This window comes from Acidovorax radicis (assembly GCF_020510705.1).
Classification (GTDB): domain Bacteria; phylum Pseudomonadota; class Gammaproteobacteria; order Burkholderiales; family Burkholderiaceae_C; genus Acidovorax; species Acidovorax radicis_A.
Genome location: NZ_CP075184.1, coordinates 2,406,652 through 2,431,969, shown reverse-complemented (window position 1 = coordinate 2,431,969; position 25,318 = coordinate 2,406,652). Strand labels below are relative to the sequence as shown.

General features: G+C 65.4%; 18 protein-coding genes. 2 read left to right on the top strand and 16 right to left on the bottom strand.

Going from position 1 to position 25,318, the window contains the following annotated elements; translation table 11 throughout:
- Positions 1 to 101: 101 nt before the first annotated feature.
- The gene (locus KI609_RS11170) at positions 102 to 1,133 is read right to left on the bottom strand and encodes a sensor domain-containing diguanylate cyclase (protein WP_226450012.1); all 1,032 of its coding nucleotides are present in this window, start codon (positions 1,131 to 1,133) and stop codon (positions 102 to 104) included.
- 521 nt (positions 1,134 to 1,654) lie between these two features.
- Between KI609_RS11170 and KI609_RS11165 the strand changes: the two genes are divergently transcribed.
- Both KI609_RS11165 and KI609_RS11160 read left to right on the top strand, forming a co-directional pair.
- On the top strand, positions 1,655 to 2,515 hold the full coding sequence (locus tag KI609_RS11165) for a GGDEF domain-containing protein (RefSeq protein ID WP_226449999.1): 861 nt from the start codon (positions 1,655 to 1,657) through the stop codon (positions 2,513 to 2,515).
- A gap of 328 nt (positions 2,516 to 2,843) precedes the next feature.
- A complete protein-coding gene (locus KI609_RS11160) occupies positions 2,844 to 3,299 on the top strand; it encodes a BON domain-containing protein (protein WP_264181383.1) in 456 nt (151 codons plus the stop codon).
- 270 nt (positions 3,300 to 3,569) lie between these two features.
- Here KI609_RS11160 and KI609_RS11155 read toward each other — a convergent pair whose 3' ends face one another.
- The 15 genes from KI609_RS11155 to KI609_RS11085 all read right to left on the bottom strand — a co-directional run bounded on the left by KI609_RS11155 (position 3,570) and on the right by KI609_RS11085 (position 25,277).
- On the bottom strand, positions 3,570 to 4,286 hold the full coding sequence (locus KI609_RS11155; RefSeq protein ID WP_226449997.1) for a Crp/Fnr family transcriptional regulator: 717 nt from the start codon (positions 4,284 to 4,286) through the stop codon (positions 3,570 to 3,572).
- A 169-nt stretch (positions 4,287 to 4,455) separates the two neighbouring features.
- Positions 4,456 to 5,130, bottom strand: coding sequence for a Crp/Fnr family transcriptional regulator (locus KI609_RS11150; protein ID WP_226450337.1), 675 nt, complete (start codon positions 5,128 to 5,130; stop codon positions 4,456 to 4,458).
- 224 nt (positions 5,131 to 5,354) lie between these two features.
- Positions 5,355 to 13,979 (bottom strand): GH36-type glycosyl hydrolase domain-containing protein, encoded by an 8,625-nt coding sequence (locus tag KI609_RS11145; protein ID WP_226450335.1) that lies wholly within the window; start codon positions 13,977 to 13,979, stop codon positions 5,355 to 5,357.
- A gap of 59 nt (positions 13,980 to 14,038) precedes the next feature.
- Positions 14,039 to 14,281 (bottom strand): hypothetical protein, encoded by a 243-nt coding sequence (locus tag KI609_RS11140; protein ID WP_226449996.1) that lies wholly within the window; start codon positions 14,279 to 14,281, stop codon positions 14,039 to 14,041.
- A gap of 163 nt (positions 14,282 to 14,444) precedes the next feature.
- Positions 14,445 to 15,005: a methylated-DNA--[protein]-cysteine S-methyltransferase gene (locus tag KI609_RS11135; RefSeq protein ID WP_226449995.1), complete on the bottom strand. Its 561-nt coding sequence runs from the start codon at positions 15,003 to 15,005 to the stop codon at positions 14,445 to 14,447.
- Between the two features lie 123 nt (positions 15,006 to 15,128).
- Entirely contained in the window at positions 15,129 to 16,034 is a 906-nt protein-coding gene (locus KI609_RS11130; RefSeq protein ID WP_226449994.1) for an SDR family oxidoreductase, read from the bottom strand.
- Between the two features lie 147 nt (positions 16,035 to 16,181).
- Positions 16,182 to 17,117, bottom strand: a complete 936-nt coding sequence (locus tag KI609_RS11125; protein ID WP_226449993.1) for a glutathione S-transferase family protein — start codon at positions 17,115 to 17,117, stop codon at positions 16,182 to 16,184.
- A 30-nt stretch (positions 17,118 to 17,147) separates the two neighbouring features.
- Positions 17,148 to 18,818: an isovaleryl-CoA dehydrogenase gene (locus KI609_RS11120; RefSeq protein WP_226449992.1), complete on the bottom strand. Its 1,671-nt coding sequence runs from the start codon at positions 18,816 to 18,818 to the stop codon at positions 17,148 to 17,150.
- A 9-nt stretch (positions 18,819 to 18,827) separates the two neighbouring features.
- The gene (locus KI609_RS11115; RefSeq protein WP_226449991.1) at positions 18,828 to 19,289 is read right to left on the bottom strand and encodes a GNAT family N-acetyltransferase; all 462 of its coding nucleotides are present in this window, start codon (positions 19,287 to 19,289) and stop codon (positions 18,828 to 18,830) included.
- Positions 19,290 to 19,291: 2 nt separating this feature from the next.
- Entirely contained in the window at positions 19,292 to 20,308 is a 1,017-nt protein-coding gene (locus tag KI609_RS11110; protein ID WP_226449989.1) for an NADP-dependent oxidoreductase, read from the bottom strand.
- A 95-nt stretch (positions 20,309 to 20,403) separates the two neighbouring features.
- Positions 20,404 to 20,835: a PaaI family thioesterase gene (locus KI609_RS11105; protein WP_226449987.1), complete on the bottom strand. Its 432-nt coding sequence runs from the start codon at positions 20,833 to 20,835 to the stop codon at positions 20,404 to 20,406.
- Positions 20,836 to 20,903: 68 nt separating this feature from the next.
- Positions 20,904 to 21,695: an SDR family oxidoreductase gene (locus KI609_RS11100; protein ID WP_226449985.1), complete on the bottom strand. Its 792-nt coding sequence runs from the start codon at positions 21,693 to 21,695 to the stop codon at positions 20,904 to 20,906.
- A 172-nt stretch (positions 21,696 to 21,867) separates the two neighbouring features.
- A complete protein-coding gene (locus KI609_RS11095) occupies positions 21,868 to 22,077 on the bottom strand; it encodes a hypothetical protein (RefSeq protein ID WP_226449983.1) in 210 nt (69 codons plus the stop codon).
- Positions 22,077 to 23,945 (bottom strand): acyl-CoA dehydrogenase, encoded by a 1,869-nt coding sequence (locus KI609_RS11090; protein ID WP_226449981.1) that lies wholly within the window; start codon positions 23,943 to 23,945, stop codon positions 22,077 to 22,079. The genes KI609_RS11095 and KI609_RS11090 overlap by 1 nt, the downstream gene beginning before the upstream one ends.
- 156 nt (positions 23,946 to 24,101) lie before the next feature.
- Positions 24,102 to 25,277, bottom strand: coding sequence for an acetyl-CoA C-acyltransferase (locus KI609_RS11085; RefSeq protein WP_226449979.1), 1,176 nt, complete (start codon positions 25,275 to 25,277; stop codon positions 24,102 to 24,104).
- Between the last annotated feature and the right edge of the window lie 41 nt (positions 25,278 to 25,318).

The following is a 25,318-nucleotide window of genomic DNA, read 5'->3' as shown; positions in this document are numbered from 1 at the left end:
GCCACGAACTTGCGGGTTAACCCGCAATACCCTCGCATCGCCCTTGCGTCGCCTTTGTGTTGCCTATTGGTCCCGACAGCACCAGGGCGCTCTTCGCTGGGCTACGCGCCGGTGCTGGCCACTTCGACCCGATTGCGCCCCAACTGCTTGGCGCGGAGCAAGGCGCGATCAGCCTGGCGCACCAGCGCTTCGGGCAACTGGTCGCGCTCCGGGTGCAGGCTTGCCACCCCGAAGCTGGCCGTGACAGACCCCCATGGCGCGCCTTCGTGCGGCAAGGCCAGATGGCGGATCGCCTCTTGAATCTGGCGTGCCACCTCTGCTGCCACCAGCCCATCAACACCCGGCAGCAGCACCATGAACTCTTCCCCTCCAAACCGCGCCACCAGGCCGCCTTCACGCCCGGCGCAGGTTTGCACCAGCGTGAGCGCCAGGGTCTGCAGGCAGGCATCGCCGGCCAGATGCCCATAGTGTTCGTTGAACGGCCTGAACCCATCCACGTCCAGCATGATGAGCGCCACTGGCGTGTGGGCCCGCTGTGCGCGCGCCCATTCGTGGGCCAGGGCATCGTCGAAATGGTGGCGGTTGGCGACGCCCGTGAGGGTGTCGGTATTGCTCAGCACCGCCAAACTGTGATTGGCCTGGGCCAACGCCTCGGTACGCTCTTGCACCAAGGTTTCGAGATCACGGTTGTGCTGCCGCAATTCGTGGAGGGAATACACCTCGTTGTCACGCGCCTTGCCAAAAGGGATGGACACACTGACGTGCGCGATCTTCCAGATGTCGATGTCTTCGCGCCGAAACAGCACGACTTTGCGAGCTGTTTCTTGCGAAAACAGCGCATCGGGGATCGGCAAATGAATATGAAAAAAAGCGGTGGCCGCCACCAGATCCGACCCCAGGTCCTGCACCAACAGATCCACCATCTGGATCCCGATGCGGCCCGGCACCTGCCGAAAATCATGCTGCATCACGCCAATCCACTCGGCACGGGTTTTGATCAGACGGTCGCCGCTGCCCGAAAAGCCGCTGAAGTTGTCGCTGAAGCGCTCTAGCAAGCGAGCATCACGCGCTGCGTACAGTTCGATGTATTCCTCGAACAACAGGCGAATCAGTCGCTGGCGTTCCGGTGACATGGGTGGGTTCCTCTGGAGCAGCGGTAGGGATGGGGCGCATGACCTGCGGAGCAAACGGTGGCCCGACGCTCTCATGAATGTAGCATCACACGCCCTCGCGCAAGCGGCCGCACAAGCGCTAGTGGCTGTACGCAACAGTCAGACGAAGCCCAGAATCCCGCCCCATCAAGCTCCATCAGCACCGATCCGCACCGGATCGCAACAACCCGCAGCTTCGAAATGCATGACGAAATCCTGGCACCGGGCGGCCAACGAAAGCCGCATGCAAGCGTCCCATAGCCTGTGCTTATGTTTTCGGTCGGGGATCTACTGATTGTGTGTATACCGCGATCAATCACCCCTTTTTCGCAACACAGACGCAGCATGTCGCCCTATGTGCGCTGGCAGACAGTGAGAAGCCCTTAGACCCCGCAGACTCCATCACTAGTAAGGACATTGTTCTGATGACCATGCCCTTGTCCCGACTTCGCGTTGCCCCGCTGTTTCTCTGACAGTGGCGGCTGCATTCAAAGGACCGGCATATGGGTATCAATCAAAAAAAATTTCTGTTTGGCAAAACGCTCACCACGTCATGGCCCAGCGCAAGGCAACTGCAGCACTGGAACCAAGTGCTGCGTGCCCTGCGGTCGCGGCTGGTCAACCGGGAACTCTCAGGCGATGCGCTGCAAGAAAATCAGACGCTGCGCGCCACCACCACACCAGGCCCTAACTTCAGCATGAATGAGTGTGTGGCAGCGCTGGATGAAATGCACACAGCACTGCAACGCGAAACGGCACAGCGGCTAGAGCTGGAGCGCGCCTTTCACACCGCCCAGACCGCACTGATCAAGGCCGAAACCGACCTGGATCTTGTGCGATGTGGCGAGCGACGCGCGCGCCACATGGCCTTGCATGACGAGCTGACCACCTTGCCCAACAGACGTCATTTGCTGGAGCAGCTGAGTCACACGCTGGCAGAGCGTGGGCCCGACAGCCCTGGGCTCACCGTGTTGTACATCGACCTGGACGCCTTCAAGGCCGTGAACGATCTGTATGGGCACGGCGTTGGAGACGAAGTCTTGTGCATCACCGCCGCGCGACTGCGTGCAGCGGTGCGCCGTGGCGACACCGTGGTGCGCCTGGGCGGTGACGAATTTGTCTGCCTATTGCTGGACGTGGTTGACATGACACCGTTACGGCTGTTGTGCAAAAAGCTGCTGGAGGCTGTATCTGCCCCCATGAAAATTGGCACCCTGCAACTGCTGGTGCGCCCTAGCATCGGGATTGCGATTTGCCCACAACATGGGATCACGGCTGACGGTTTGCTCGCTTGCGCGGACGCCGCGATGTATGCGGCGAAACGCGACGGCTGCGGATTTGCTTTTCACTGCGCCGATCGCTGATCGGAACCCGTAGTCCGCCCCTCCCTCGCAAAGTAAAAAGATACATGGCCATGGGTACGGTTACGAACAGACGCCCGCCCCGCCTTCTGCAAAAGTACATACAACGGTTGCCACCTTGCCGACCGGCTCTTTGAGGGCATGTACCATGACGACGCTTCACCCCATTTTTTGCCACTAGCCACGTACGCGCCTTGGTGGACTGCGCCTACTCTTTCTTGCATCGCTGTTATCGCTGCTAGGCTGCAAAGGCACTGAGGTGGCGGACTCACGGGAGCCACTCACCTCAACAACAACAACAACAACAACCGCTCAACACGCGCAAGACAGTGTGCTCAATGAACGCGTCAAAGAGGCCTTGGGGCGCTCTCCGGTGACTCACGCTGTGGACATTGGTGTCGACTCGCACCAGGGAGTGGTACTGCTGAGCGGCATGGTGGCAGACCAGACGCAGCTGGATCTTGCCCTGTTCATCACCCAGAATGTGGAGGGTGTGATCCAGGTGGATAGCTTCATTTTTTCTGCTGGGGTAGCACTGGCCCTTCCCACACCCAGCAGCTACACGCCCTCCCCAGAGTTCCTTACGCGTCAACGCGCGGTGCGCCGCGCACGCAGCACCCAAACAAACGCCTTGCAGAGCCCGCAGACAGTGGCATCCTCCCTCTCGGCAACGGAAAACGCACCGCCAGCACCGAAGTCATCCTTGGCGATGCGCCGATTCATGAAGGTGACCTACGGCATTCTGGGGATCAGCAACGTCTACGACGAACTGTTGATTGAGCAATAGCCCACATGAGCCCACATCGCCCCCGCAAATTCTCAGCGGGCTGTTGCGCTGCATCACTCGGCAGCTCAGCAATTCCCTGCACGCATCGAGCGGCAAGTCTGCGCTGCGAATCGGCGCGGTCCGCGAGGTCCAGCAATAGCCATCACCATTGCGCGTATTTGTCACACCGCAGACCGAACGAGGCCGCACATAAGTACGGCGCAGAGATTCGTGCATTGGACCCATTGGCAACGCTGAGCAAGTCCCTCGCGCACGGCGCATCGCGCAGGCTTATTTAGCGCCGCCTTGGTTGCGGGCTGCCATCAACCGGCTGTGAATTTTTTTATCAGCGGCATAACAACTGCATGCCTGCTCTTCCATTGCCGCGCGGTTGAGCACCGTGAGCTCGCCCCGGTGGTAAGCAATCAAGCCTACGTCCTGGAACCGACTGGCGGCTTCCGTCACCCCCACACGACGCACGCCCAGCATCAGGGCCAAAAACTCCTGAGTGACATGAAAAATCTCAGTGCGCGAACGGTCCTGGCTCATCAACAACCAGCGTGCCAGGCGGGGAGCGATGGCGTGGTACCGCTGGCAGGCAGACGCCAGCGCCTGCTGGTGCAACCGCACCAACACGCAGGATTGCAGCAGCTTTTGCAGCGCAGGAATCGCGTCACTTTGTGCACGCAGCTCTGCTGCGCTGATCCGCCAGCTCGACCCCTCTCCCTGCACAAGCGCACGCCACGGCGTTGCTGCTGCACCTAAAACCAACTCAGAGCCGAGCATTGACTCCACCCCCACCATGCCCACTTCGAGCGGCGGGTGGCTGTCAACATGGATCACCAAAGACAAAAAACCTTCGTTGGGAAAATGCGCATACGCCAGCGGCTTGCCCAGCGCACTCAACTCGGCCGAAAGAACCAAGTCAAACGGCTCGCAATGGTCCAACAATTGCTTTCGGGCGGCAGGCGGAAGCAGACGAATGATCTGGTTTTGAGGACGAGGCATTAGGACGTTTCACTGGTCAGCCAGCACCGCTCAAAGAAGCAGTGTCATGACGAATGCACCGGCGCTGGGGCGGAACAACTCTCTACCAGTGTGTGCGCAGCGCAGGGCCTTGACTGTCTGCCAGCGCACAGAGGCTTGGTGGCAGCGCCTCACTACAACGCATCAACGGCTAACTCGCGGTGCGCGGGGGCAGCAACCGGTCATATTCTTTTTTCACAACGTCATAACACTCACAAGTGCGCCCCTCGAGGCCCGGCCGGTCGATCACATTGATATGCCCACGAGCGTAGCTGATGAGCCCTGCCTTTTGCAGTTTGAGCGCGGCCTCGGTCACACCCTCACGGCGCACCCCCAACATGTTGGCAATCAGCTCCTGGGTCATGACCAACTGGTTGCTCTGCAACCTGTCGAGGCTGAGCAGCAGCCAGCGGCACAATTGTTGGTCGAGGGAGTGGTGGCGATTGCACACGGCGGTCTGCGCCATCTGGGTGATAAGCGCCTGGGTGTACCGCAGCAAGAGATGCACCACGGGTCCCGAGCGCTCAAATTCTGCCTTCATGACATCAGCGCGCATGCGGTAACCTGCACCAGCGCTTTGCACCACCGCGCGGCTGGGGGTCGAGCCGCCGCCCATGAAGATGGAGATGCCCACCAGGCCCTCTAAACCGACCACCGCAATCTCGGCCGACGCCCCATCCTCCAGCACATAGAGCAAGGACACGATGGCGTTGGTCGGAAAATACACAAATGGCATGGCCGCACCCGATTCGTACAGCACTTGCCCTAGAGACAGTTCAACCGGCTCGAGTTCAGGCAGCCAGCGCTGCAACTCGGAGTCGGGCAGCGCGGCCAAAAGCTGATTCTGCAGTGGGGTTGCGTTCGGTTTTTTAATGGCGGTACCTTCGGTGAGATGGCAAACACCGAGGTAAGGGTGCCGCTGCATTGCGCTGGCAATCAATGTGCAACTGTTGGGCGCCAGCAGTCTGTACGGTATCGCACATACACACTTTTACCTAACGGCCACTTTCGTGGCTGTTCCAAGGTGGATGCCGAATGCCCCGCAATATGTCACAGCGGCACCACAAAGCAAGCGTCGCTCCTCTCATCCACCCAACGCAGCCGCTGCCCGACTGCAAGCCAGCGGGCATCGGCGGGCACGTTATCCGGTAGATGGTGACCTACCACCTGGGCAACTGTCGCGCGCACCAAGACGAAACGCAGCGTGACACCCGCCCGTACGAGGGAAATCTCGGCCCCCGGCCAATGGGTTGGCAGGCACGGCGAAAAGAACAAGTCGTGCGCACGTATATGCAAACCCACCATCGACTCCACCGCCGCCCGGTGCAGCCAGCCCGCCGCGCCGGTGTACCAGCTCCAGCCGCCGCGCCCCACATAGGGTGGCTGGCTGTAGATGTCAGCCGCCATCACATAGGGCTCCACGGCGTACACCGGCCCCCACACCGGGTGCTGGGCCCGGTGCACCGGGCTCAGGTAGGTGAAGTAACGGTAAGGCACATCGAACGCACCGGGGTGCTCAGGCTGCTGCACTGCCAATTCTGCGGCGGCCATCAGCGCCCACACGCCACCATGGGCATACTGCCCGCCGTTCTCACGCACGCCGGGCGGGTAGGCCTGGATGTAGCCCGCGCTGGGTTCGGCATGGCGCAACGGGGGGGTCAGCAGTTGGATCAACCCTGCTGCGGGGTGGACCAGATGCGCCTCGACCGCGTCCATCACATGGCGCTGCCGCTCAGGCGTTGCAACGCCCGAGAGCACTGCCCAGGCCTGGGCAATCAAATCGATGCGGCCCTCGTCCCGCGTGTGGCTGCCCAGGGCTGTGCCGTCGTCAAAAAAGGCGCGCTGGTACCAGTCGCCATCCCACGCATCGCTCTCCAATGCAGCGCGCCAGCCGGTCCATGCGGTATCCCAGCGCTGAACCCGCTCCAGATCGCCCCGATCACGGGCCAGTGGAATCCAGTCGGCGACGATGGCACACAGGAACCACGCCAGCCATACTGATTCGCCACGACCGCCGTCGCCCACGCGGTTCATGCCGTCGTTCCAGTCGCCACCGCCCATCAGCGGCAGGCCGTGCGCACCAGTGCGCAGACTGCGGTCGATGGTGCGGGCGGCATGCTCGTACACACTGGCCGTGGTGGCACTGGCGCTGGGGGATTCATAGATGTCTTCCGCCCCTTCGGGGATCGCGGAGCCTTCAAGGAACGCCACCTGCTCCTCCAGCAAGCCGTTGTCTGCGGTGCGCTGGAGGTAATGCGCACAGGCAAAGGGCAGCCACAACAGGTCGTCCGAGAAATGCGTGCGCACCCCTGCCCCGCCCGGCGTGTGCCACCAGTGCTGTACGTCGCCCGCTTCAAACTGGCGCGACGCACACAGCACGATCTGCGCGCGCAAGGCGCCCGGCTGTGCCCAGGCCAGCGCCATCGTGTCCTGCAACTGGTCGCGGTAGCCCGTGGCACCGCCCGCCTGGTAAAAGCCCGCCTTGGCAAACAGGCGTGATGACACCGTCTGGTAGAGCAGCCAGCGGTTGACCAACACGTCGAACAGCGGATCGGGCGTGGCCACCTGCGTTGCACCCAACAGTTCGTTCCACTGGTCGAGCGTGGCTTGCTCGCGTGCACGGGCCGCCACGGCCATGGCCTCTTGCGCCAGCGTGCGCGCGGCTGCCTCGGTGGGGGCGTAGCCCATCAGGTACACGCGCTCGAACGCGGCCCCACCCCGCAGGGTGACCATGCGCGAGAGTGCCGCGCAAGGGTCCAGCCCAAAGCCGCGGCGCTGCCCCAGTTGCAGGGGCACCACCAGATCACCCTGTGCATCGAAGAATTCGCGGCGGTCGCAGGTCCAGTCCAGGCTGTCGTTGGCACGGTCGCCCGTGCCCGACCCGGCCAAGGCCTCGCAGAAAAAGGCCGTGCCACCGCCAAAGCCAGCGGATGCCTCGGTTTGCGTGCACAGCAGGCCCAGCAAGCGGCCATCGGGCAGTGGTGCAAAACACGGTGCGGTGACCAGCGTGGCGCGGTCGCCGCGCTTTTCGCCCATCATCCACTCCACCATGCCAATGAGGCGCAAGTGCGCACGCCCGGCGCCCAGATTGCGCACCTGCACATGCACCTGCTTGATGGCGGTGACGGGGTCCACACACCAACGCACCTCTATATCCAGCAAACCTCTGCGGTGGCGGATGGTGGTGGTGCCCTGCGCGTGTTCCACGCGGTACACCACGTCGGCTGCGCCCCAGGCTGAGGGCGTCAGGCTCCACACCTCGCGCGTGCGGCGGTCCTGCAGCAGCAACCATTCAGCGGGCGGGTCGGCCACCGGGTCGTTCGACCAGGCGGTGAGCTGGTTCAGGCGGCTGTTGAGCGCCCAGGTGTTGCCCGCACCGCTTTCAGACACCATGGCCCCCAGTTGGGCGTTGGCCAGCACGTTGACCCAAGGCTTGGTGGGCCGCAGCGCAGCCGACACATCGAACCCAAAGGTGCCAGTGACGGGGGCAAAACTGCCTACTGGCGCGGGCACCCGCGTGCTGCCTTGGTGCGTGGGCACTTCATCGGTAGCGCCGCCGCGCCAGGGACTGACCGTTGACACGCCATGGGCCGCCACCCAGGCCTTCACCTGGTGCATGAGCGCATGGCCATCGGCCTGCAGGGTAATGCGAGCCAGGCTCGCCAACGTGCCCAGTTGCTGGGCCGACAGCTCGTCGATCCGCAGCACCCGCAGGCCGGTCACTGCCGGGCCGGTGCGTGTGGCCAGGTCGGCATCATGGTGCTCGCGCAGCAGCGCCAGCTCGCGCTGCAAAGGCATGTGGTACGAGTGCGATTCGCTGCTGAGCACCACCAGGTCGCAGGCCACACCGCCATGCGCCCATTCGCGCAGCGCCTGGGCCAGGCTGCGCAGCAGGCCCATGCCCTGGGGCGACCCGGCCATCACCAGCACGATGGGCCGGTCGCCTGACAGGCCCAGTTGCCACAGCGTGCGCCTGTCACACACGGGATGGGCGGCCTGCGATTCGGTCAGCACACCCCGGTAGGTGGTGTGCACCTTGGGCAGCGTGAACACCAGCGCCGTGGTCAGCGCCTGGAGCGCGGGCAGGTAGTCGCGGTGCGGGCGGTGTGAAGCCCACTGGATGCTGGCCAGCGTGGCCGACATGGCCGAAGCGCGCTCTACATAGGTCGGCTGGCGGTACTTGTCGATGATGGCCAGCAGCGTGGTCGGGTCTTGCGATGCCGCCGTGGCGAACGTGACGCAAGCCTGCGCACCGGGCGCAATGCGCAGCATCACGCCCAGGACAGCCACGGGGTCCAGGCCGGTTTCCAGCACCGCGGGCGCCTCGGGCACACGGTTCAGCAGGGCCAGCGGCTGGCAAGGCGTATGGTTGCGCCCCACCCAGAGCTCGCGGTCGGTCTGGCAGCGCAGGCCCAGCACGTGGCCGTGCGTATCGGCCACAAAGTGCGTGGCCTGCAGGGTGGCCTCGGTCTGCAGGCGGGGTGTTCTGACGAACCGCAGCGCCTGTTGCGCGGGCAGCCAGTCGGCGGCGATGAAAAGGTTAGAGAACGCCGGGTGCGCCTCGTCGGCCGCGTGGGTGGCCAGGGTGATGTCCAGGGCCGATATCAACTCCAGCTCGATCACCTCGTTGCCGAGGTTACTCACCACCACCTTGCGCAGTTCGATGTCGTCTTCCGGGCTCACCCACACGGTGGTGTGCACGCGCAGCCCCGGCCACAGCGCATCAAAACACACGCGGTCGGTGTGGAAGGTGCTGCCGTACACCGCACGCGCATCGGGCGCGGGGTGGCTGGTGACGGACGCGGGCACGCTGGAGCCCATCTGCCGCACATACAGAAAGCTGCCGTGCGCATCCCGCAGCGCATCGTCGCGCCAGCGGGTGATGCCGGTCTGGTGCCAGCGGCTCCACCCTGCCCCATTGGCACGCAGGGTAACGCTGTAGCGGCCGTTGCCCAGCAGGTGCGTGGGCTCCAGCGCCTGGGCCCCAGGGGTGACGGGGCGCACATGGTCCGGCGTTTTCTGCTGGCGCGCGTGCAGCGGCAAGCGCGACGGCGTCGCCTGCAGGGTGGGCAACTCGCGCGGGGCGCGCTCCTGCAGCAGCGGCAGCACGGCCTCGATGCGTGCATGCGCCGTACCCCAGCGCTGGGCCACGCCACGCAGCAGCACATTGGCCAGCGCCACAATGGTCATGCCCTGGTGGTGGGCCATGTAGGTGCTGACCAGCGTGAGCCGCTCGCCATGCGTCTGGCGTTCGGGTGTGAAGTCCAGCGCCTCGTAAAAGCCGTAGCGCCCCCGCGCCGACAGTGCGGCCAGCGTGCGGAAGTTCGTGCAGGCTGCGCGGGCGTCTACCTGTGTTGCCAGCGCCGTGGCGTAGGGTGCAATCACCAGCTCGCCCACGGGCGTGCGGCGCAAAGCCAGGCGTGGCACACCCTGCGGCGCGTATTGGTACGCCAGGGTGTGGTCGCGCCCGGCATAGGCACATTCGGAAATGCCCCAGGGCATGTCCTTGCCCAGGCCTTGCACCAGCGCCACCTGCTCACGCAGGGCCGACCGCCCTGCCTCGCCCAGGGCACTGTGATACGGCTCGGCCATGACCAGCGTGGGCATGAGGTACTCGAACATCGAACCCGACCACGAACGCAGCACCGCATGGTGGCCGCTGGCAAAAAATGGCCGCCCCAGGGCCGCCCAGTGCTTCACAGGCAGGTCGCCCTTGGCCATGGCCAGCAGGCTGGTGGTGCGCGACTCGGACGCGAGCAGGTCATAGAACGAGGTGTCCAGCTGCTGCTCGTCCACGCGATAGCCAATGTGCAGCAGGTGCCGCCGGGGGTGGTAAAGAAACCGGAAATCGGCCTGCCAGGCCAGTGCATCCAGCGCCTCGGCCAGGGCCGAAAGGCGGCGCGTGGCCTCGGGCGCGCCGCCGCTGAGCGCAGCCTGCTGGTCGCGGTCCACCGACTGCAGCGTGGACAGATGGTCGGCCAGCAGCCACAGCAGTTCGTCGTGGGCCGTGGGCTGGCTGTGCACGATGGCTGGGTGGCGAGGCTGGGCCATGCTGTGCAGTTCGTCTTGCGCCTGCGCCAGCAGCGTACGAAACGCCGTGGCCTCGGGCAGGTGCGCGGGGTCAGGCGGGCGCATGCCCAGCAGGCGGCTCAGCGCCGATGGGTGCTGCAGCCCGCGCATGCCGGGGTGGTGGGTGCCCAGTCGGGGCTGCAGCCGCGCCAGCGAGGTGCGGATGGCCTGCTCACCGGCCTGCGGCGACAGTGGCTGCGCCGCCAGCGCGTTGCAGGCCTGCGCCACGGCCACCAGGTGGGCGCAGAGGTTGCCGCTGTCCACGGTGGACACATAACGCGGGAGCAGCGGCTGCAAGGTTTCGGTGTCGTACCAGTTCAGGAAGTGGCCCTGGTGCCGCTCCATGGCTTGCAGCATGGCCAGCGTGGCTTCAAGCCGGTCGAGCAGCTCCAGCGTGCCGATCCAGCCGAACTGGCGCGCGCAACTGGCGCTCAGCAAATACAACCCGATGTTGGTGGGCGAGGTGCGGTGCGCCACCATTTCATAAGGGGCGGTCTGCAGGTTATCGGGCGGCAGCTGGTGGTTGTGCGCATCCACGCAGCGCTCGAAAAAACGCCAGGTGTCGCGAGCCACGCCGTGCAGCAGGTCCTGGTCTTGTGCCGACAGCGTCGGGCTGCCCTGGCCGGGCGGCTCCCGGTTGGCCAACCACACCAGCAGTGGCGACAGCGCCCACAGCGCCAGCAGCGGCGCCACCAAGGCCCAGGGCGCCGAGGTGTCCTGGGAGCCCCCGGCCCACAGCACCGCGCCACAGCCCAGCGCCAGCAAGGGCGCCGCCCTGTGCCTGCGCAGCGTTGCGCCAAGGCCTGTCATCAGGGTGCTCTGCGCGGCCTCGGCCGTGGTCCACTCCAGCAGGTGCCAACGGCTTACGGCCTGCCGGTGCACGGTGCGCACCACGGCATCGCCCAGCAACTGGGCCTGCTGCGGCAGCAGGGCCAGGTGCCACACGCCACTGGCCAGGGCGCGCAACAAGTCACCCGATGCTTCGTGCACAAAACGCATGCCCAGCAGCCCAAACCGGCTCGGAACCCAGCCCGCCAGTGCTCCCATCAGGGGTGCGGCCACGTAGGCCATCACCACCAGCGCCAGCGTGCTGGCCAAGGGCAGACCCCACCCCGCCAAGGCCAGCACCACCAGCACCAGCGACGCGGGCGCCACGAGCGAGCGGCGCAGGTTGTCCAGCAGCTTCCAGCGGTTGATGCTCGAGAGGCCCCATCGATGGGCCTGGGCCAGAAAGGGCCACAGCTGCCAGTCGCCCCGCGTCCAGCGGTGCAGGCGGGAGGCTGCGGTGTCGCTGTGCTCGGGCTCGGCCTCCACCAGCGTCACATCGCTCACCACAGCGCAGCGTGCGAGCGCGCCTTCAAGCAGGTCATGGCTCAGCACCTGGTCGGCCGGCAGGCGCCCGCCCAGCACGGCGTGCACGGTGGCCACATGCAACAATCCCTTGCCGGTGAAACTGCCTTCGGCAAAAAAATCCTGGTACACGTCAGACGTCATGGCGCTGTAGGGGTCCAGCCCCTGCTGGCCCGCAAACAGCCACTGCCACAACGAGGTGGTGGCATGCGTGGGCAGTGGCGCTAGCACCCGGGGCTGCAGGATGCCGTAGCCCTGCACCACGCGCTGGCCGCCGGCATCCAGACGGGGCTGGTTCTCGGGATGCTCAGCCACACCCACCAGGCTGCGCAGGCGGCCCGGTGGCAGCTGCGTATCGCTGTCGAGCGTGAGCACATAGCGGGTCTGTGGTGCGAGGTGCGAGAGTTCGCCCATATCGATGAACGCCTCCGACACCCCGGTAGAGAGCGCGGCCACCAGCTGTTCGAGCTTGCCGCGCTTGCGCTCCCACCCAATCCACTGCTGCTGCGTGGGGCTGTAGGTGCGCGCGCGGTGCAGCAGCACAAAACGCGGGGCACTGCCCGTGGCGGTCGGGTGCTGCGCATTCAGTGCCTGCATCAAGCCCTGGGCATGGGCCAGCAGCGCGCCATCTTCGGGCAGGTCTTGCACATCGGCATCTACACCGTCGGTCAGCAGCGCAAACTGGGCACAGGGCTCGGGGTTGGCCAGGAAATGCAGGTGCAGGCGGTGCACCAGCCGGTCGATGGTGCCGGTGCTGCTGAGCAGCGCCGGGATGGCCACCAGCACGCGTGCCGATGCCGGAATGCCCGCTGGCAGCAGGTAGCGTGGCATGTAGGTGGGCCGGACGGATTCGCCAATGAGCCGGTTGACCACAGCCACCACGATCTCGGACACGGGCAGCAGCATCAAGACGGCCAGCAACGCCAGGCCTGCAAGATGGGCTGCGCTGGCTGCGGGCCCTGGCGAAGCACCCCACAAGGGCACCGTCAGCCAGGCCAGCAGGCCGAGCGAGCCCAACAGCAAAGCGCCCAGGTACAGCGGCACGCGTGACAAGCCCACGGCAGAACGCCACAGGGCCACTGCATCGGTGGCATGGCGGCGCGCACCCAGGGCATGCTCCAGCTGGCCGCGCCCGGCGCCTTGCAGCCAATAGCCCGCCAACGCCTGCGCACCTCCAGGCTCATCCCGAGGCTCACCGTCGGCGCCCGACATCAGCACCAGCAGCGCCTGCGCCACAGCGGCCTCGCCCTGCCCGCTGCGGGCCGACAGATTTTCAATGCCGTGCAAGGTGGTGTTGCGCGTAGCCTCATCTTCGGCCGCGAACACGGGCGACTGCAGCATGGCGCGCAGCACCAGGCTGGTCTGGCTGATGATGTCGGACCAGTCAGCCGCACCAATCAGCCGCAGCGCCGTGACGGCATTGCCCATGCTCAGTTGGTCCGCCGCCTGGTTGATCTGCTGCTGGGCCTGCAGCGCCACCAGGTCGGGCACAGCGGTCAACAACCACTGCTGCACGGGCGACGGCGTGCCTGCAGCGGTATGCCCACCTAACGTGCCGCGCCCCACCATCGACTGCGCCAGATGAGCGAGGAACACCGGGGCCACGCCACGCCTGTCCATCGCCGCGCAGGCCGCATCCAGCGTCAACACGCTCAGGTCCTTGCTACGGGCGGCGCACAGGCTGGCCAGCTCCTGCGCGGCCTTGTGGCTGGCCAGGCGCTCGGCCAGGCGGCGCAGGTTTTCGATGAGCACCACGCGCAAAGTGGTGGGCAGCGCCCACAGCTCCCCCTGGCTCAGCTCGCAGGTCTGCTGGTAGGCATTGAGGTAGTGCATCAACAGCGATTCATCAAACGCGCTGTCGGTGTGGGCCACAAACGACCACGCCACACCGTACACACGCGGCAGGCCCACCAGCGGTGCATCTTTGAGCACCGGCAACGAGCGGTAGTAACGCGGCGGCAGCCCGGCGCGGATCTCCTTGAGCTGGCTTTCGATCAGGTGGAAGTTGTCAAACAGCCATTCGGCGGCGGGGCTGATGGCATGCTCGTCATGCGGTGCGTCAAAAAGGTAGCGGTATGCGGCCCGCAGCGCACGGATGTTGCTCTGCAGGCGCGGGTAGAACGTGGTGCGGCCGAAGGGTGCCTTGCCTGCGTCGTGGGAGGCGCCCAGGTGCCGGCCATGCTCTTCGAAGCGGACCACGCCAAACACTTCGGCCCGCAGGGGCTCCAGCACCAAGCCTGCCCGGGCATCGAGCATGCGGTCCAGCGCGGCAGGAACCCAGGGCCATGGTGTACGTAAGCCCATGCGCACGCCCCCTATCGCACCAGCGATACGGCCCCCACCGCCAACGTAACCAAGAGTGCAACAGTCACCACATGTTCTGCTACCAGGGCCTGCAGCCATGCAGCGCCAGCAAGAAACTGGTCCAGCGGCCCCCGCAAAGCGCCGCAATGCACCAGATGTTCACCCAGGTGGGAAAGCTCCAGCAGCGACATGTCTGCTGGCTGCCCTACGCAAGACGTGTCCCACGCAGAGACAAGGGTGGATGGATGGGACATGGGCGGCTCCTGGTACACAAGGTGAATGGCGCAACCGCATTGCGGCTGCGCTCCGATCCTCTTGTACAAGGGGCCGGGGCCGCGAGTCTGTGCGCTGCCGAACAGACCACCAGAGAGGTCTTTTTCAGGGTAAAGGCAATCCACCAAGAACTGAAACGATCAGTTACCAATCAAACAGCGATGGTGTTCCCCCCGGGCAAGCGCCTTCAATCTGCAGCATGCGCAGCTTAGTCAGCGCGCCGCCTCCGGCCGAAAAGCCGCCGGGCCGGTCGCCCGCCGCCAGCACGCGATGGCACGGCACCACGGGCGCAAACGGGTTCAGCCCCAGCGCCTGCCCCACGGCGCGCGACAGGCCCTTGCCGCCCAGTTGCTCTGCCACCTCGCCATAGGTACGCGTCTGGCCCGGCGGTATGGCCCGGGCAATGGCATACACCTGCTGGTGAAACGGCGAGATGCCGGACATATCGAGCGGCACCTCGCACAGGTCGCGGGGTTGCCCCGCCAGCAGCGCCTGGATACCTTCGATGGCGCTGCGCACGGTGGCGGGAGGCTCCGCAAACTGCGCGCAGTGTGTATGGCTGCGCAGCAAACGCGCCCGGGTCGCCTCGGCATCCGCCTCGGGCAATTGCACGGCCACGATGCCGCCCGGACGCCAGGCCATGCCGCAGGTGCCGATGGCGGTGTCGAACAGCGCATGGCCGTGGCCAGGGGCGGCATCAGGCACAGTGCGGGCCCCTCCTTGCAGGTTTGGTGTTCACTACTCTTTTTATAGCTGTTAGCGCTTACTGGATAAGCGCTAGAGGCCAATTTTTCTCACATTTTTGGCACCAAGCCTGCGCCTGCGCCATCAATCGGCCCGCAGCGCCGCACGCAGTTGCGCGCCCAGCTCGGGCTTGGCGGCGAACGGGTCGGTGGGGTTGCGGCCCATCATCACGTCTTCCATGCGCGTCTGCACCGAGGCCAGGGCCTTGGGGTGGCTGTAGATGTAGAACTGGCCCTGGGCGGCCGCGTCAAACACCTTTTGCGCCACCTCGGCGGCAGTCACCTTGCCGCTGCCCACGGCCTTGTCACTCATGGCCTGGCCGATGAGCTGGCTCTTGGTGGGCTTTTCCACCGGCATGTCTTGCGGGCGGTTACGGTGGCTTTGGCTGATGCCAGTGGGCACGAAGAACGGGCACAACACGCTGGCGCCGATCTGGTCAGTGACCAGCGACAAGTCCTGGTACAGCGTCTCCGACAAACTGACCACTGCATGCTTGCTCACGTTGTAGATGCCCATGTTGGGCGCCGCCAGCAGGCCCGCCATGCTGGCGGTGTTGATGATGTGGCCGCGCCAGGCCGGGTCGGCCTTGGCCGCTGCCAGCATCATGGGCGTGAACAGGCGCACACCGTGCACCACGCCCCACAGGTTCACGCCCAGCACCCATTCCCAGTCCTTGACGGAGTTCTCCCACACCAGCCCGCCCGCGCCCACGCCCGCGTTGTTGAACACCAGGTGCGGCGCGCCAAAGCGCTGCTGCACATCGGCGGCCAGCTGCTCCATCTGCGCGGCGTTCGATACATCCACCTTGCGGGCCAGCACCTGGCTGCCTGCGGCCTGCATCTCGGCAGCGGCGGCGTCCAGCGCGTCCTGCTGCACATCCACCAGCACCAGGTTCATGCCGAGGCGGGCACCGATGCGCGCGCATTCCAGGCCAAAGCCCGAGCCTGCGCCGGTGAGGACGGCGGTTTTGCCAGCAAAGTTATCGATCATGTTTTATGTCTCCTATAGGTTGTCAGTGGTTTATTGGATGCAGTGTTAAAAACCCAGGGCGGCGCTGACGCCGACACACGGCTTCGACAGGCTCAGCCCGAACGGGTGGAGGTCGTCGGGTGCGATGCGATAAAAAGACGCCGTTGCTCAGGACGAAACGGGCTTCAGCACATAGCCGATACGCGGGAAGTGAACATGGACCGTCCCCGCACGCGGGTCCGTGCGCCGCAGCGTGTAGCGGGTGCGGGTGGCGGCGATCAGCTCGCCCTCGGTGGGCTCCGTGCCAAAGCTCTCGGCCGCAATCGTGACCCGGCTGCCCAGCGCAATGCCGTGCTCGTCCTGGAACACATCGTCGGTCAGCGGCAGCGGCTCCATGCCCGCCGCCACGGTGATGGCGTCGGCCGCGCTGAACTTTTCCATGCGGCCATGGCCCAGCGCAGCGATGCGGTCCATCCACTCCAGCACGGCGGGCGTGGCCGCAAAGATGTCGGCCATCACCGGCACACACTGGCGTGTGAACCACAGCGGGTGATAAGCAGCTAAGTCGGCCAGGCAGGGCTCGGCGCCAAACAAAAAATCGTGCTCTTCGGCCATGTGGGCGATGCGGCGCAGGTACGAGCGGTAGGCGGCCGTGGCGTCCTGCGGGCGCAGGCGCTGCATGCCCGTGCTCATCTCGCGGCGGTCTTCGCCAAACACTTGCGCGGCGGCGGGCGGCAGGTTGGCAAACAGCACGGCTGCGCCCTTGGGCTGCAGGTTGTAGGCCATGGCGGCCCAGAACAGCGTGCTATCCGCCCACTGTGCAAACACGCGCGCCACGCCCTTGAGGTGCGGCGGGTACAGCACCGGTTCGGGGTGCTCGTGCTCCAGCACGTCGCAGATCAGGGCCGAGTCGCAATAGATGTCGGCGCCGATCTGCAAAAACGGCGTCTTGCGGTAGCCGCCCGTGAGCGCCACCACATCGGGCTTGGGCATGACGCTGGGGATGATGACGGACTTCCAGGCCAGTTGCTTGAAGCCGAGCACCGCACGGATCTTTTCGGAAAACGGCGACGAGGGGTAGTGGTGCAGGATGAGGTGGGACATGGGGTTCTCCGCAAAATTCTGTAGGGTGAATCAGGCCGGGAGCGCGCGGGTCAAGATGGCGTCAAGGTTTACACCCGCACCCAGCGTGCCAAAGCTGTAGCCCCAGTCGCCGCCCAGGCGCGAATCGCAGAACGCGCCGAACACGCTGGCGGGTGCGCTGCGGAACAGCAGCGCGGCCTGCACGGCCATGGCCACGTCTTGCGCGAGGCGGCGGGCCTCGGCCTCGGTCGTCATGGCGTCCACGCGCAGGGGCAGCGCGCTGGCCATGCGGTCCAGCGCCGGGTGGGCGCCGCGTGCGGGGGCCAGTTCGTCGGCCAGGGCTGCTGCGGTATCGGCACGGCGCACGGCGCGCAGCAAGTCGAGCGCCATGATGTTGCCCGCGCCTTCCCAGATGGAGTTGAGCGGCATCTCGCGGTAGATGCGGGCCATCACGCCCTCGCCGCCCTCCTCCACATAGCCGTTGCCGCCCAGGCATTCCATGGCCTCTTGCGCAAACACGCTGCCGCGCTTGCAGACCCAGAACTTGGCCACGGGCGTGAGGAGGCGGGCCATGATGGCCTCGTGCTCGTTCTTTTCTTTGTGATCAAAAGCACTCGCAAGCCTTATGGATAGTGCGGTAGCCGCTTCACTTTCGAGAGCAAGGTCGGCCAGCACGTTGCGCATCAGCGGCTGCTCGATGAGCTTCTTGCCAAAGGCCGAGCGCTGGCGCGTGTGGTGCAGCGCGATGCTGAGCGCCTGCCGCATGAGGCCGCTGGTGCCCAGGGCGCAGTCCAGCCGGGTCATGGTGCCCATCTCCAGGATCTGCGCCACGCCCCGGCCCTCCTCACCCACGCGCCAAGCCATCGCGTCGATGAACTCGACCTCGGAGCTGGCGTTGGCGTGGTTGCCCAGCTTGTCCTTGAGGCGCTGGATGCGGATGGTGTTGACGGCACCGTCACCACCATCGGGCAGCACGCGCGGCAGAAAGAAGCAGGTGAGCCCGCCAGGCGCCTGCGCCAGGATCAGGAACGCATCGCACATGGGGGCCGAGAAGAACCATTTGTGGCCGGTGATGCGGTAGCGCGCGCCCCAGGCGTCGTCGCCATCGGGCACGGCCTGCGTGGTGTTGGCACGCACGTCCGATCCGCCCTGCTTCTCGGTCATGCCCATGCCCATGGTGAGCGCGGATTTTTGCGAGAACAGCGCGAGGCGTGGGTCGTACTGCGTGCTGGCCAGGCCCGCGCTCCAGTCGGCCCACACGGCGGCATTGCCACGCAAGGCGGGCGTGACGGCATAGCTCATCGACACGGGGCAGAGGATGGAGGGCTCGGCTTCGGTGAACAGCATGAAGCCTGCGGCCCGCTCGATGTGCGCGTGGCCCGTGTCCTGGCGCGACCAGGGTGTGGCATGCAGGCCGTGGCGCAGGGCGGCCCCCATCAGCGCGTGGTAGCTGGGGTGGAACTCCACCACATCGGTGCGGTGGCCAAAGCGATCATGCGTGCGCAGCTGGGGCTTGTAGGTGTTGGCAAGGCGCGCATGGGTCGCCATCTCCGCCGAGCCCATCTCCGCGCCCAATGCCGTCAGGCTCGCCAGCGGCAGGCTGGGGGCATGCAGGCGCAGCGCGTCCTGCAGGGGCTGGTTGGTGGTGAAGAGGTTGGCATCGGCCCAGGGCGTGCTCTGGTTGAACACGTCATGGGTGGCAGCAAGACTGGCAACGGTCATGGCGGCTCCTCAGGCGGTGGGGCTGTCACCCCGCCTCAGCATTTCAACGTGCGGGATATCGTCTTCCAGATACTCGTCAGACACAGCCTCAAAGCCCAGGCTGCCATAAAAGCCCTGCAGATGCGCCTGTGCGCTGATGCGGATGCCCTGCCCCGGCCACACCTGGCTGCAGCGGGCAATGCCCTCCTGCATCAGCGCCCTGCCCGTGCCATTGCCACGCGCCTCCTTGGCGGTCACAACACGGCCGATGGAGGGCTCGGGGTAATTCACACCCGGGTCCGCCACGCGCAGGCAGGCCTGCAGCATGCCGGCGTCGTCGTAGCCCAGCAGGTGGTAGGACTGCTTGTCCGCTTCGTCCGGGTCCTGGTAAGGGCCCTGCTCCAGGATGAAGACCTTGCAGCGCAGGGCCAGGGCGTCATGCAGCGCATGCACGCCCAGGTCGTCGAAGCGGGCCCAGGTCCACTTCAGCATCGTCAGATCAGCTTGACGAGTTGCTTGCCAAAGTTCTTGCCCTTGAGCAAGCCCAGGAAGGCCTCGGGCGCTGCCGCAATGCCTTGGGCAGTGGTTTCGCGCGGGCGCAGCTTGCCGGTGCCGACCAGCGTGCCCAGTTCCTTGAGGGCATCGGGCCAGACTTCCATGTGCTCACTCACGATGAAGCCTTCGACCTTCATACGGTTGATGAGCATGAGCGCGGGGTTGGCCATGGGCAGCGGCGCGCCGTCGTAGCCGGCGATCATGCCGCACAGCGCGATGCGGCTGAAGGCGTTCATGCGCAGCATCACGGCGTCCATGATCCAGCCGCCCACGTTCTCGAAGTAGCCGTCGATGCCGTTGGGGCAGGCTTCCTTCAAGGCCTTGGACATGGCTTTCACATCGCTGTGTTCCTTGTAGTCGATGCAGGCGTCAAAGCCCAGCTCCTCCACCGCGTACTTGCACTTCTCGGCGCCACCGGCAATGCCCACGGCGCGGCAGCCGCGCGCCTTGGCCAGCGCGGCAAACGCGCTGCCCACGGCGCCGGTGGCTGCGCTCACCACCACGGTGTCGCCTTCCTTGGGTGCAATGATCTTGACCAGGCCGTAGTACGCGGTAACGCCGGGCATGCCCACGGCGCCCAGGTAGTGCGACAGCGGCACGTGGGCGGTGTCCACCTTGCGCAGCGCGCCCACAGCGTTACCGTCCACCACGCTGTACTCCTGCCAGCCGCCCATGCCCACCACCTTGTCGCCCACGGCGTACTTGGGGTGGCGGCTTTCGGCCACCTCGCCCACGGTGCCGCCGATCATGACTTCGCCCAGGCCTTGCGAAGCCGCGTAGCTCTTGCTCTCGTTCATGCGGCCGCGCATGTAGGGGTCCAGGCTCAGGTAGTGGTGGCGCACCAGCACCTCGCCGTCCTTGAGCGCGGGGGTATCAGCGGCCACCAGCTTGAAGTTGCTGGCCACGGCTTCGCCCTGGGGACGGTTGTCGAGAACGATTTGTTGATTGCGTGGCATGAAAGGCTCCTTCAGAATGTCTATGACTATGAATTCAATAGCTGCTAGCGCTTATGGATAAAGCGCTAGAAGCCCATTTGACTTAAAAATTTGGCTCAATCGGTGGAAATGACCTTGAGGTCATTCACATTGCGCCCGTCCACCGGCAGGCGCTTGACGTACTTGAACGTGCCAGTGGCGTGGCAGCACACCTTGCCTTGGGCGTCGACCACCGTGCCCTCGGTAAACGCCATGGTGGCCGTGCGATGCATCAGCCGCCCCTTGGCCACCAGCGGCCCGCGCGCGGGTTGCATGAAACTGGTCTTCATCTCGATGGTGACCACACCCATGTCGGGCGTCACACTGCGCGCCGCCGTGGCCATGGTCACGTCTAGCAGCGTCATCGACGCGCCGCCGTGCGTCACGTCAAAGGAGTTCAGGTGCTCGGGTTGGGCTTCGTAGTGCAGTTCAGACTCGCCACCTTCCATGCGGTGCAGCGTAAAGCCAAGGTGGCTGACAAAGGGGATTTCGACGCCGAATTTCAGCAAGGGCAACTCCGGTTTTCAGAACAAAAAAGCGAGCATAACGAACGCTGCCCGCCCCTCCTACCCTGTGGTCAACCGCCCGTAACAATGCTCACGCCGCCATCGACCGCCAGCCATTGGCCGGTGATGTGCTTGCCCGCATCCGACGCGTACAGCGCGCACAAGCCCTTCAGGTCTTCATCATCGCCCAGGCGGCCCAGGGGCGCATGTGCCGCCAGTGCCTCCTCGCCCATGGCCTTGAGGGTACCCACCGTCATCTTGCTGGGGAAAAAGCCCGGGCAGATCGCGTTGACGCGGATGTTGTACGCGCCCCATTCGGCCGCCAGCGCCCGCGTGAAGTTGATCACTGCGCCCTTGGAGGTGTTGTAAGCAATGGTGTTCATGCCCTTGGGGTTGCCACCCAGGCCCGCGATGGACGCCAGGTTGATGATGCTGCCGCTGCGCCGGCCAATCATGCTGTGCTTGGCGATGTGCTGGCTCAGGATGAAGTAGCCGCGCACGTTGAGGTTCATCACCTTGTCCCAGGCCTCCACAGGGTGGTCTTCGGCGGGCGCTCCCCAGGCCGCACCGGCGTTGTTAACCAGGATGTCCACATGGCCCATGCGCTCCAGCGTCTCATCGGCCAGGCGGCGGATGTCGTCTTCCTTGGCGCAGTCGGCGGCGATCCAGCGCGCGTCGATGCCTGCGGCCTGCAGGTCAGCGGCGGCTTCTTCCAGGTCGGAGGCCTTGCGCGAGCTGAGCATGATCTTGGCGCCCGCCTCGCCCAGCGCGTGGGCCAGTTGCAGGCCCAGGCCCCGCGAGCCACCGGTGACCAGCGCGGTCTTGCCTGTCAGGTCAAAGAGTTGTTGGATGGTGCGTGTCATGTGAATGTCTCCTTGGATTTTTGCCAGTCGATGGATGTTCTCGGACCACGGCCCGGCGCTGGGGAGCGCCGGCCAGGGGGTGGAATGCAGGCAGCCATTGTGCGGCGCCAAGAGGCTGCATTGTGTCGCCGCCGCGTCCGCTCCGCACCGGGCCAGCCACGTTGCCCCAGCGTCAGCTTTGCGAGTCAGCCTGGAGCCGCGCACGCACGGCGATCAGCGCCACACCCACCGCAGCCACCACGCCGCCGCCCACCATCAGCACCCAGCCCGTGGGCTCGTCCGTGCGGGCGATCGCGATGCCCAGCACCAGCGTGAGCAGGCCGCCGTAGATCAGCACCCAGATCAGCTTTTGCAGCCGCTGCAACGTGTGCGGAGCCGCCATCAGAACGCCTCTTCCGGAAAGCTGGCGCAGGTCGCGTCGCGCGTGCTGACCACTTGCAGCCAGGCGCCGATCTTGGGCAGCTCGTAGTGGAAGAAGAAGCGCATCGCACCCATGCGCCCCACGCTGGCAGGCTGGGCCAGCGCAGCATCGGCCTGCAGGGTGGCCAGCGCCACATCCAGCCACACCCAGGCCAGCACCGTGTGGCCAAAGGCCTGCATGTAGGGCACGGCGTTGGCCAGCGCATCAGCCGGTTGCCCTGTGGCCCAGGCGGCCTTGGTGGCAGCGCCCACGTCCTGCAACGCCTTGCCCAGCGCGTTGGCATGGGCGGCGAGTGCGGGCACCTGGAGGGCGCGCTCGATGGTGCCGTTGATGCGCCCTGCCAGCAGCTGCAGGCCGCGCCCGCCTTCCATCAGCACCTTGCGGCCCAGCAGGTCCATGGCCTGAATGCCGTGGGTGCCTTCGTGGATCATGTTCAGCCGGTTGTCGCGCCAGTACTGCTCCACCGGGAAATCGCGCGTGTAGCCATAGCCACCATGGATCTGGATGGCCAGGCTGTTGGCCTCCAGGCACCATTCGCTGGGCCAGCTTTTGGCGATGGGGGTGAGCACCTCCAGCAACATGCGGGCGTCATCGGCCGATGCCGCATCGGCGGTGTGCATTTCGTCCACCAGGCGCGCGCAGTACAGGTTGAGCGCCAGGGCGCCCTCGCCGTAGGCCTTTTGCGCCAGCAGCATACGTTTCACATCGGCGTGTTCGATGATGCGCACCTGGGGCTGTGCGGCGTCTTTGACCACGGCCACCGCACCGTCCTTGGGGCCTTGCACGGGGCGGCCCTGGGGGCGGTTCTTGGCATAGTCCAGGCTGGCGTAGTAGCCCGCCAGACCCAGCATGGTGGCGGCCATGCCGATGCCGATGCGCGCCTCGTTCATCATGTGGAACATGCAGTGCAGGCCCTTGCCGGGCTGGCCCACCAGGTAGCCCACGGCGCCCGCCTGGCCATCCACCGGGTACGTCCCCTCGCCAAAGTTCAGCAGCGTGTTGGTGGTGCCGCGCCAGCCCAGCTTGTGGTTCAGGCCCGCCAGCGCCACGTCGTTGCGCACACCGGTCAGCTGGCCGTTGGTGTCCACCAGCTTCTTGGGCACGATGAAGAGCGAAATCCCCTTGGTGCCCGGCACCAGCTTGCCATCGGGCCCAGGGATCTTGGCCAGCACCAGGTGCACGATGTTTTCGGTCAGCTCATGGTCGCCAGAGCTGATCCACATCTTGTTGCCCTTGAGGCGGTAGCGGGGACCGAGCGGGTCGCTCTCAAAGCCCTCGCCATCCGGCACGGCGCGTGTGGCCACATCTGACAGGGACGAGCCCGCCTGTGGCTCCGACAGGCACATGGTGCCCGACCAGCGACCGTTGAATTCATTGAGCGCAAACACCTGCTTTTGCAGGTCGGTGCCATGCACCATGAGCAGGTTGGCGTTGCCCGAGGTCAGCAGGTTGGAGCCGATGCTGATCGACGCCACCGCAAAAAAGCTGTTGGCCGCCGCATCCACCGTGTAGGGCAATTGCATGCCGCCAATGTCGTAGTCCTGCGCGGCGCTCAACAGGCCCGACTCTGCGTAGGCACGGCGCGCCTCATAGGTGGCCTGCGGCAGCACCACGCGCAGGGTGCCATCGGGCTCGGTCTCGGTGCGGGGTTCTTCGGTGTCCACCACGCGGTTGAAGGGGGCGTACTTCTCGCGGGCGATGCGCTCTGAGGTGTCGAGCACCGCGTCGAAGGTTTCGCGCGAGTGGTCGGCAAAGCGCTCGCGGGCTTGCAGCTTCTCGGCGTCGAGCCACTGGTACAGCAAGAAATCGACGGTGGGGCGTAGGCTCATGGCGTTTACATTAAAAACAGCCTCTAGCGCTTATAAATCAAGCGCAAGCAGCTATAAAAATAGGAGTATCGAAGTCCATAAAAAACCCCGCTACAGCATCACTCAACTCAGTGACACTGCACGCGGGGTAGTTCCGGTTGCGAAACCGCAGCGAGATCAGAACACTTCAAAAATGCCCGCAGCGCCCATGCCGCCGCCGATGCACATGGTCACGCACACGCGCTTGACGCCGCGGCGCTTGCCTTCGATGAGGGCGTGGCCCGTGAGGCGCTGGCCCGACACACCGTAAGGGTGGCCCACGGCGATGGCACCGCCGTTCACGTTCAGGCGATCGGCCGGAATGCCCAGCTTGTCGCGGCAGTACAGCACCTGCACGGCAAAGGCTTCGTTCAGCTCCCACAGGTCGATGTCCTGCACCGTGAGGCCCAGCTTTTTCAGCACCTTGGGCACGGCAAACACGGGGCCAATGCCCATTTCGTCGGGCTCGCAACCGGCCACCGCAAAGCCCAGGAAACGGCCCAGGGGCTTGAGACCCTTCTTGCTCGCGTACTCTTCGCTGGTCACCACGCAGGCGCCTGCGCCGTCGCTGAACTGGCTGGCGTTGCCGGCCGAGATCAGGCCACCGGGCAGTGCCGAGCGCAGGCCGCTGATGGCCTCCACCGTGGTGCCTTCGCGCGTGCCTTCGTCGCGGCTCACAGTCACTTGCTTGGTGATCAAACCCAGCGTCTTGTCGGCCACGCCGGCTGTGACGGTGATGGGGGCGATTTCTGCATCAAACAGGCCAGCGGCCTGCGCAGCGCAAGCCTTTTGCTGGCTGGCCGCGCCGTATTCGTCCATGGCTTCGCGGCCAATGTTGTAGCGCTTGGCCACTTGTTCGGCGGTCTGCAACATGCTCCAGTAGATCTCGGGCTTTTGCTTGGCCAGCGCCAGGTCCTGGATCATGTGCAGGTTCATCTCCTGCTGCACGCACGAGATGCTTTCGACACCACCGGCCACATACACGTCGGCTTCACCGGCAATGATGCGCTGCGCTGCCATGGCAATGGTCTGCAGGCCCGACGAACAGAAGCGGTTGACGGTGACGCCAGAAGCCGTGATGGGCAGGCCAGCCTTCAGCGCAATCTGGCGCGCGATGTTGCTGCCGGTGGCGCCTTCGGGCGTGGCGCAACCCATGATGACGTCCTCCACGTCAGCGCCGTCGATGCCGGCGCGCAGCACAGCGTGCTGCACGGCATGGCCGCCCAGCGTGGCGCCGTGCGTCATGTTGAAGGAACCCTTCCAGCTCTTGGCAAGCGGGGTGCGGGCGGTGGAAACGATCACTGCGGAGGTCATGGGGAAATCCTTTCAGGGGTGGAACGCACCGATGGCCGCCA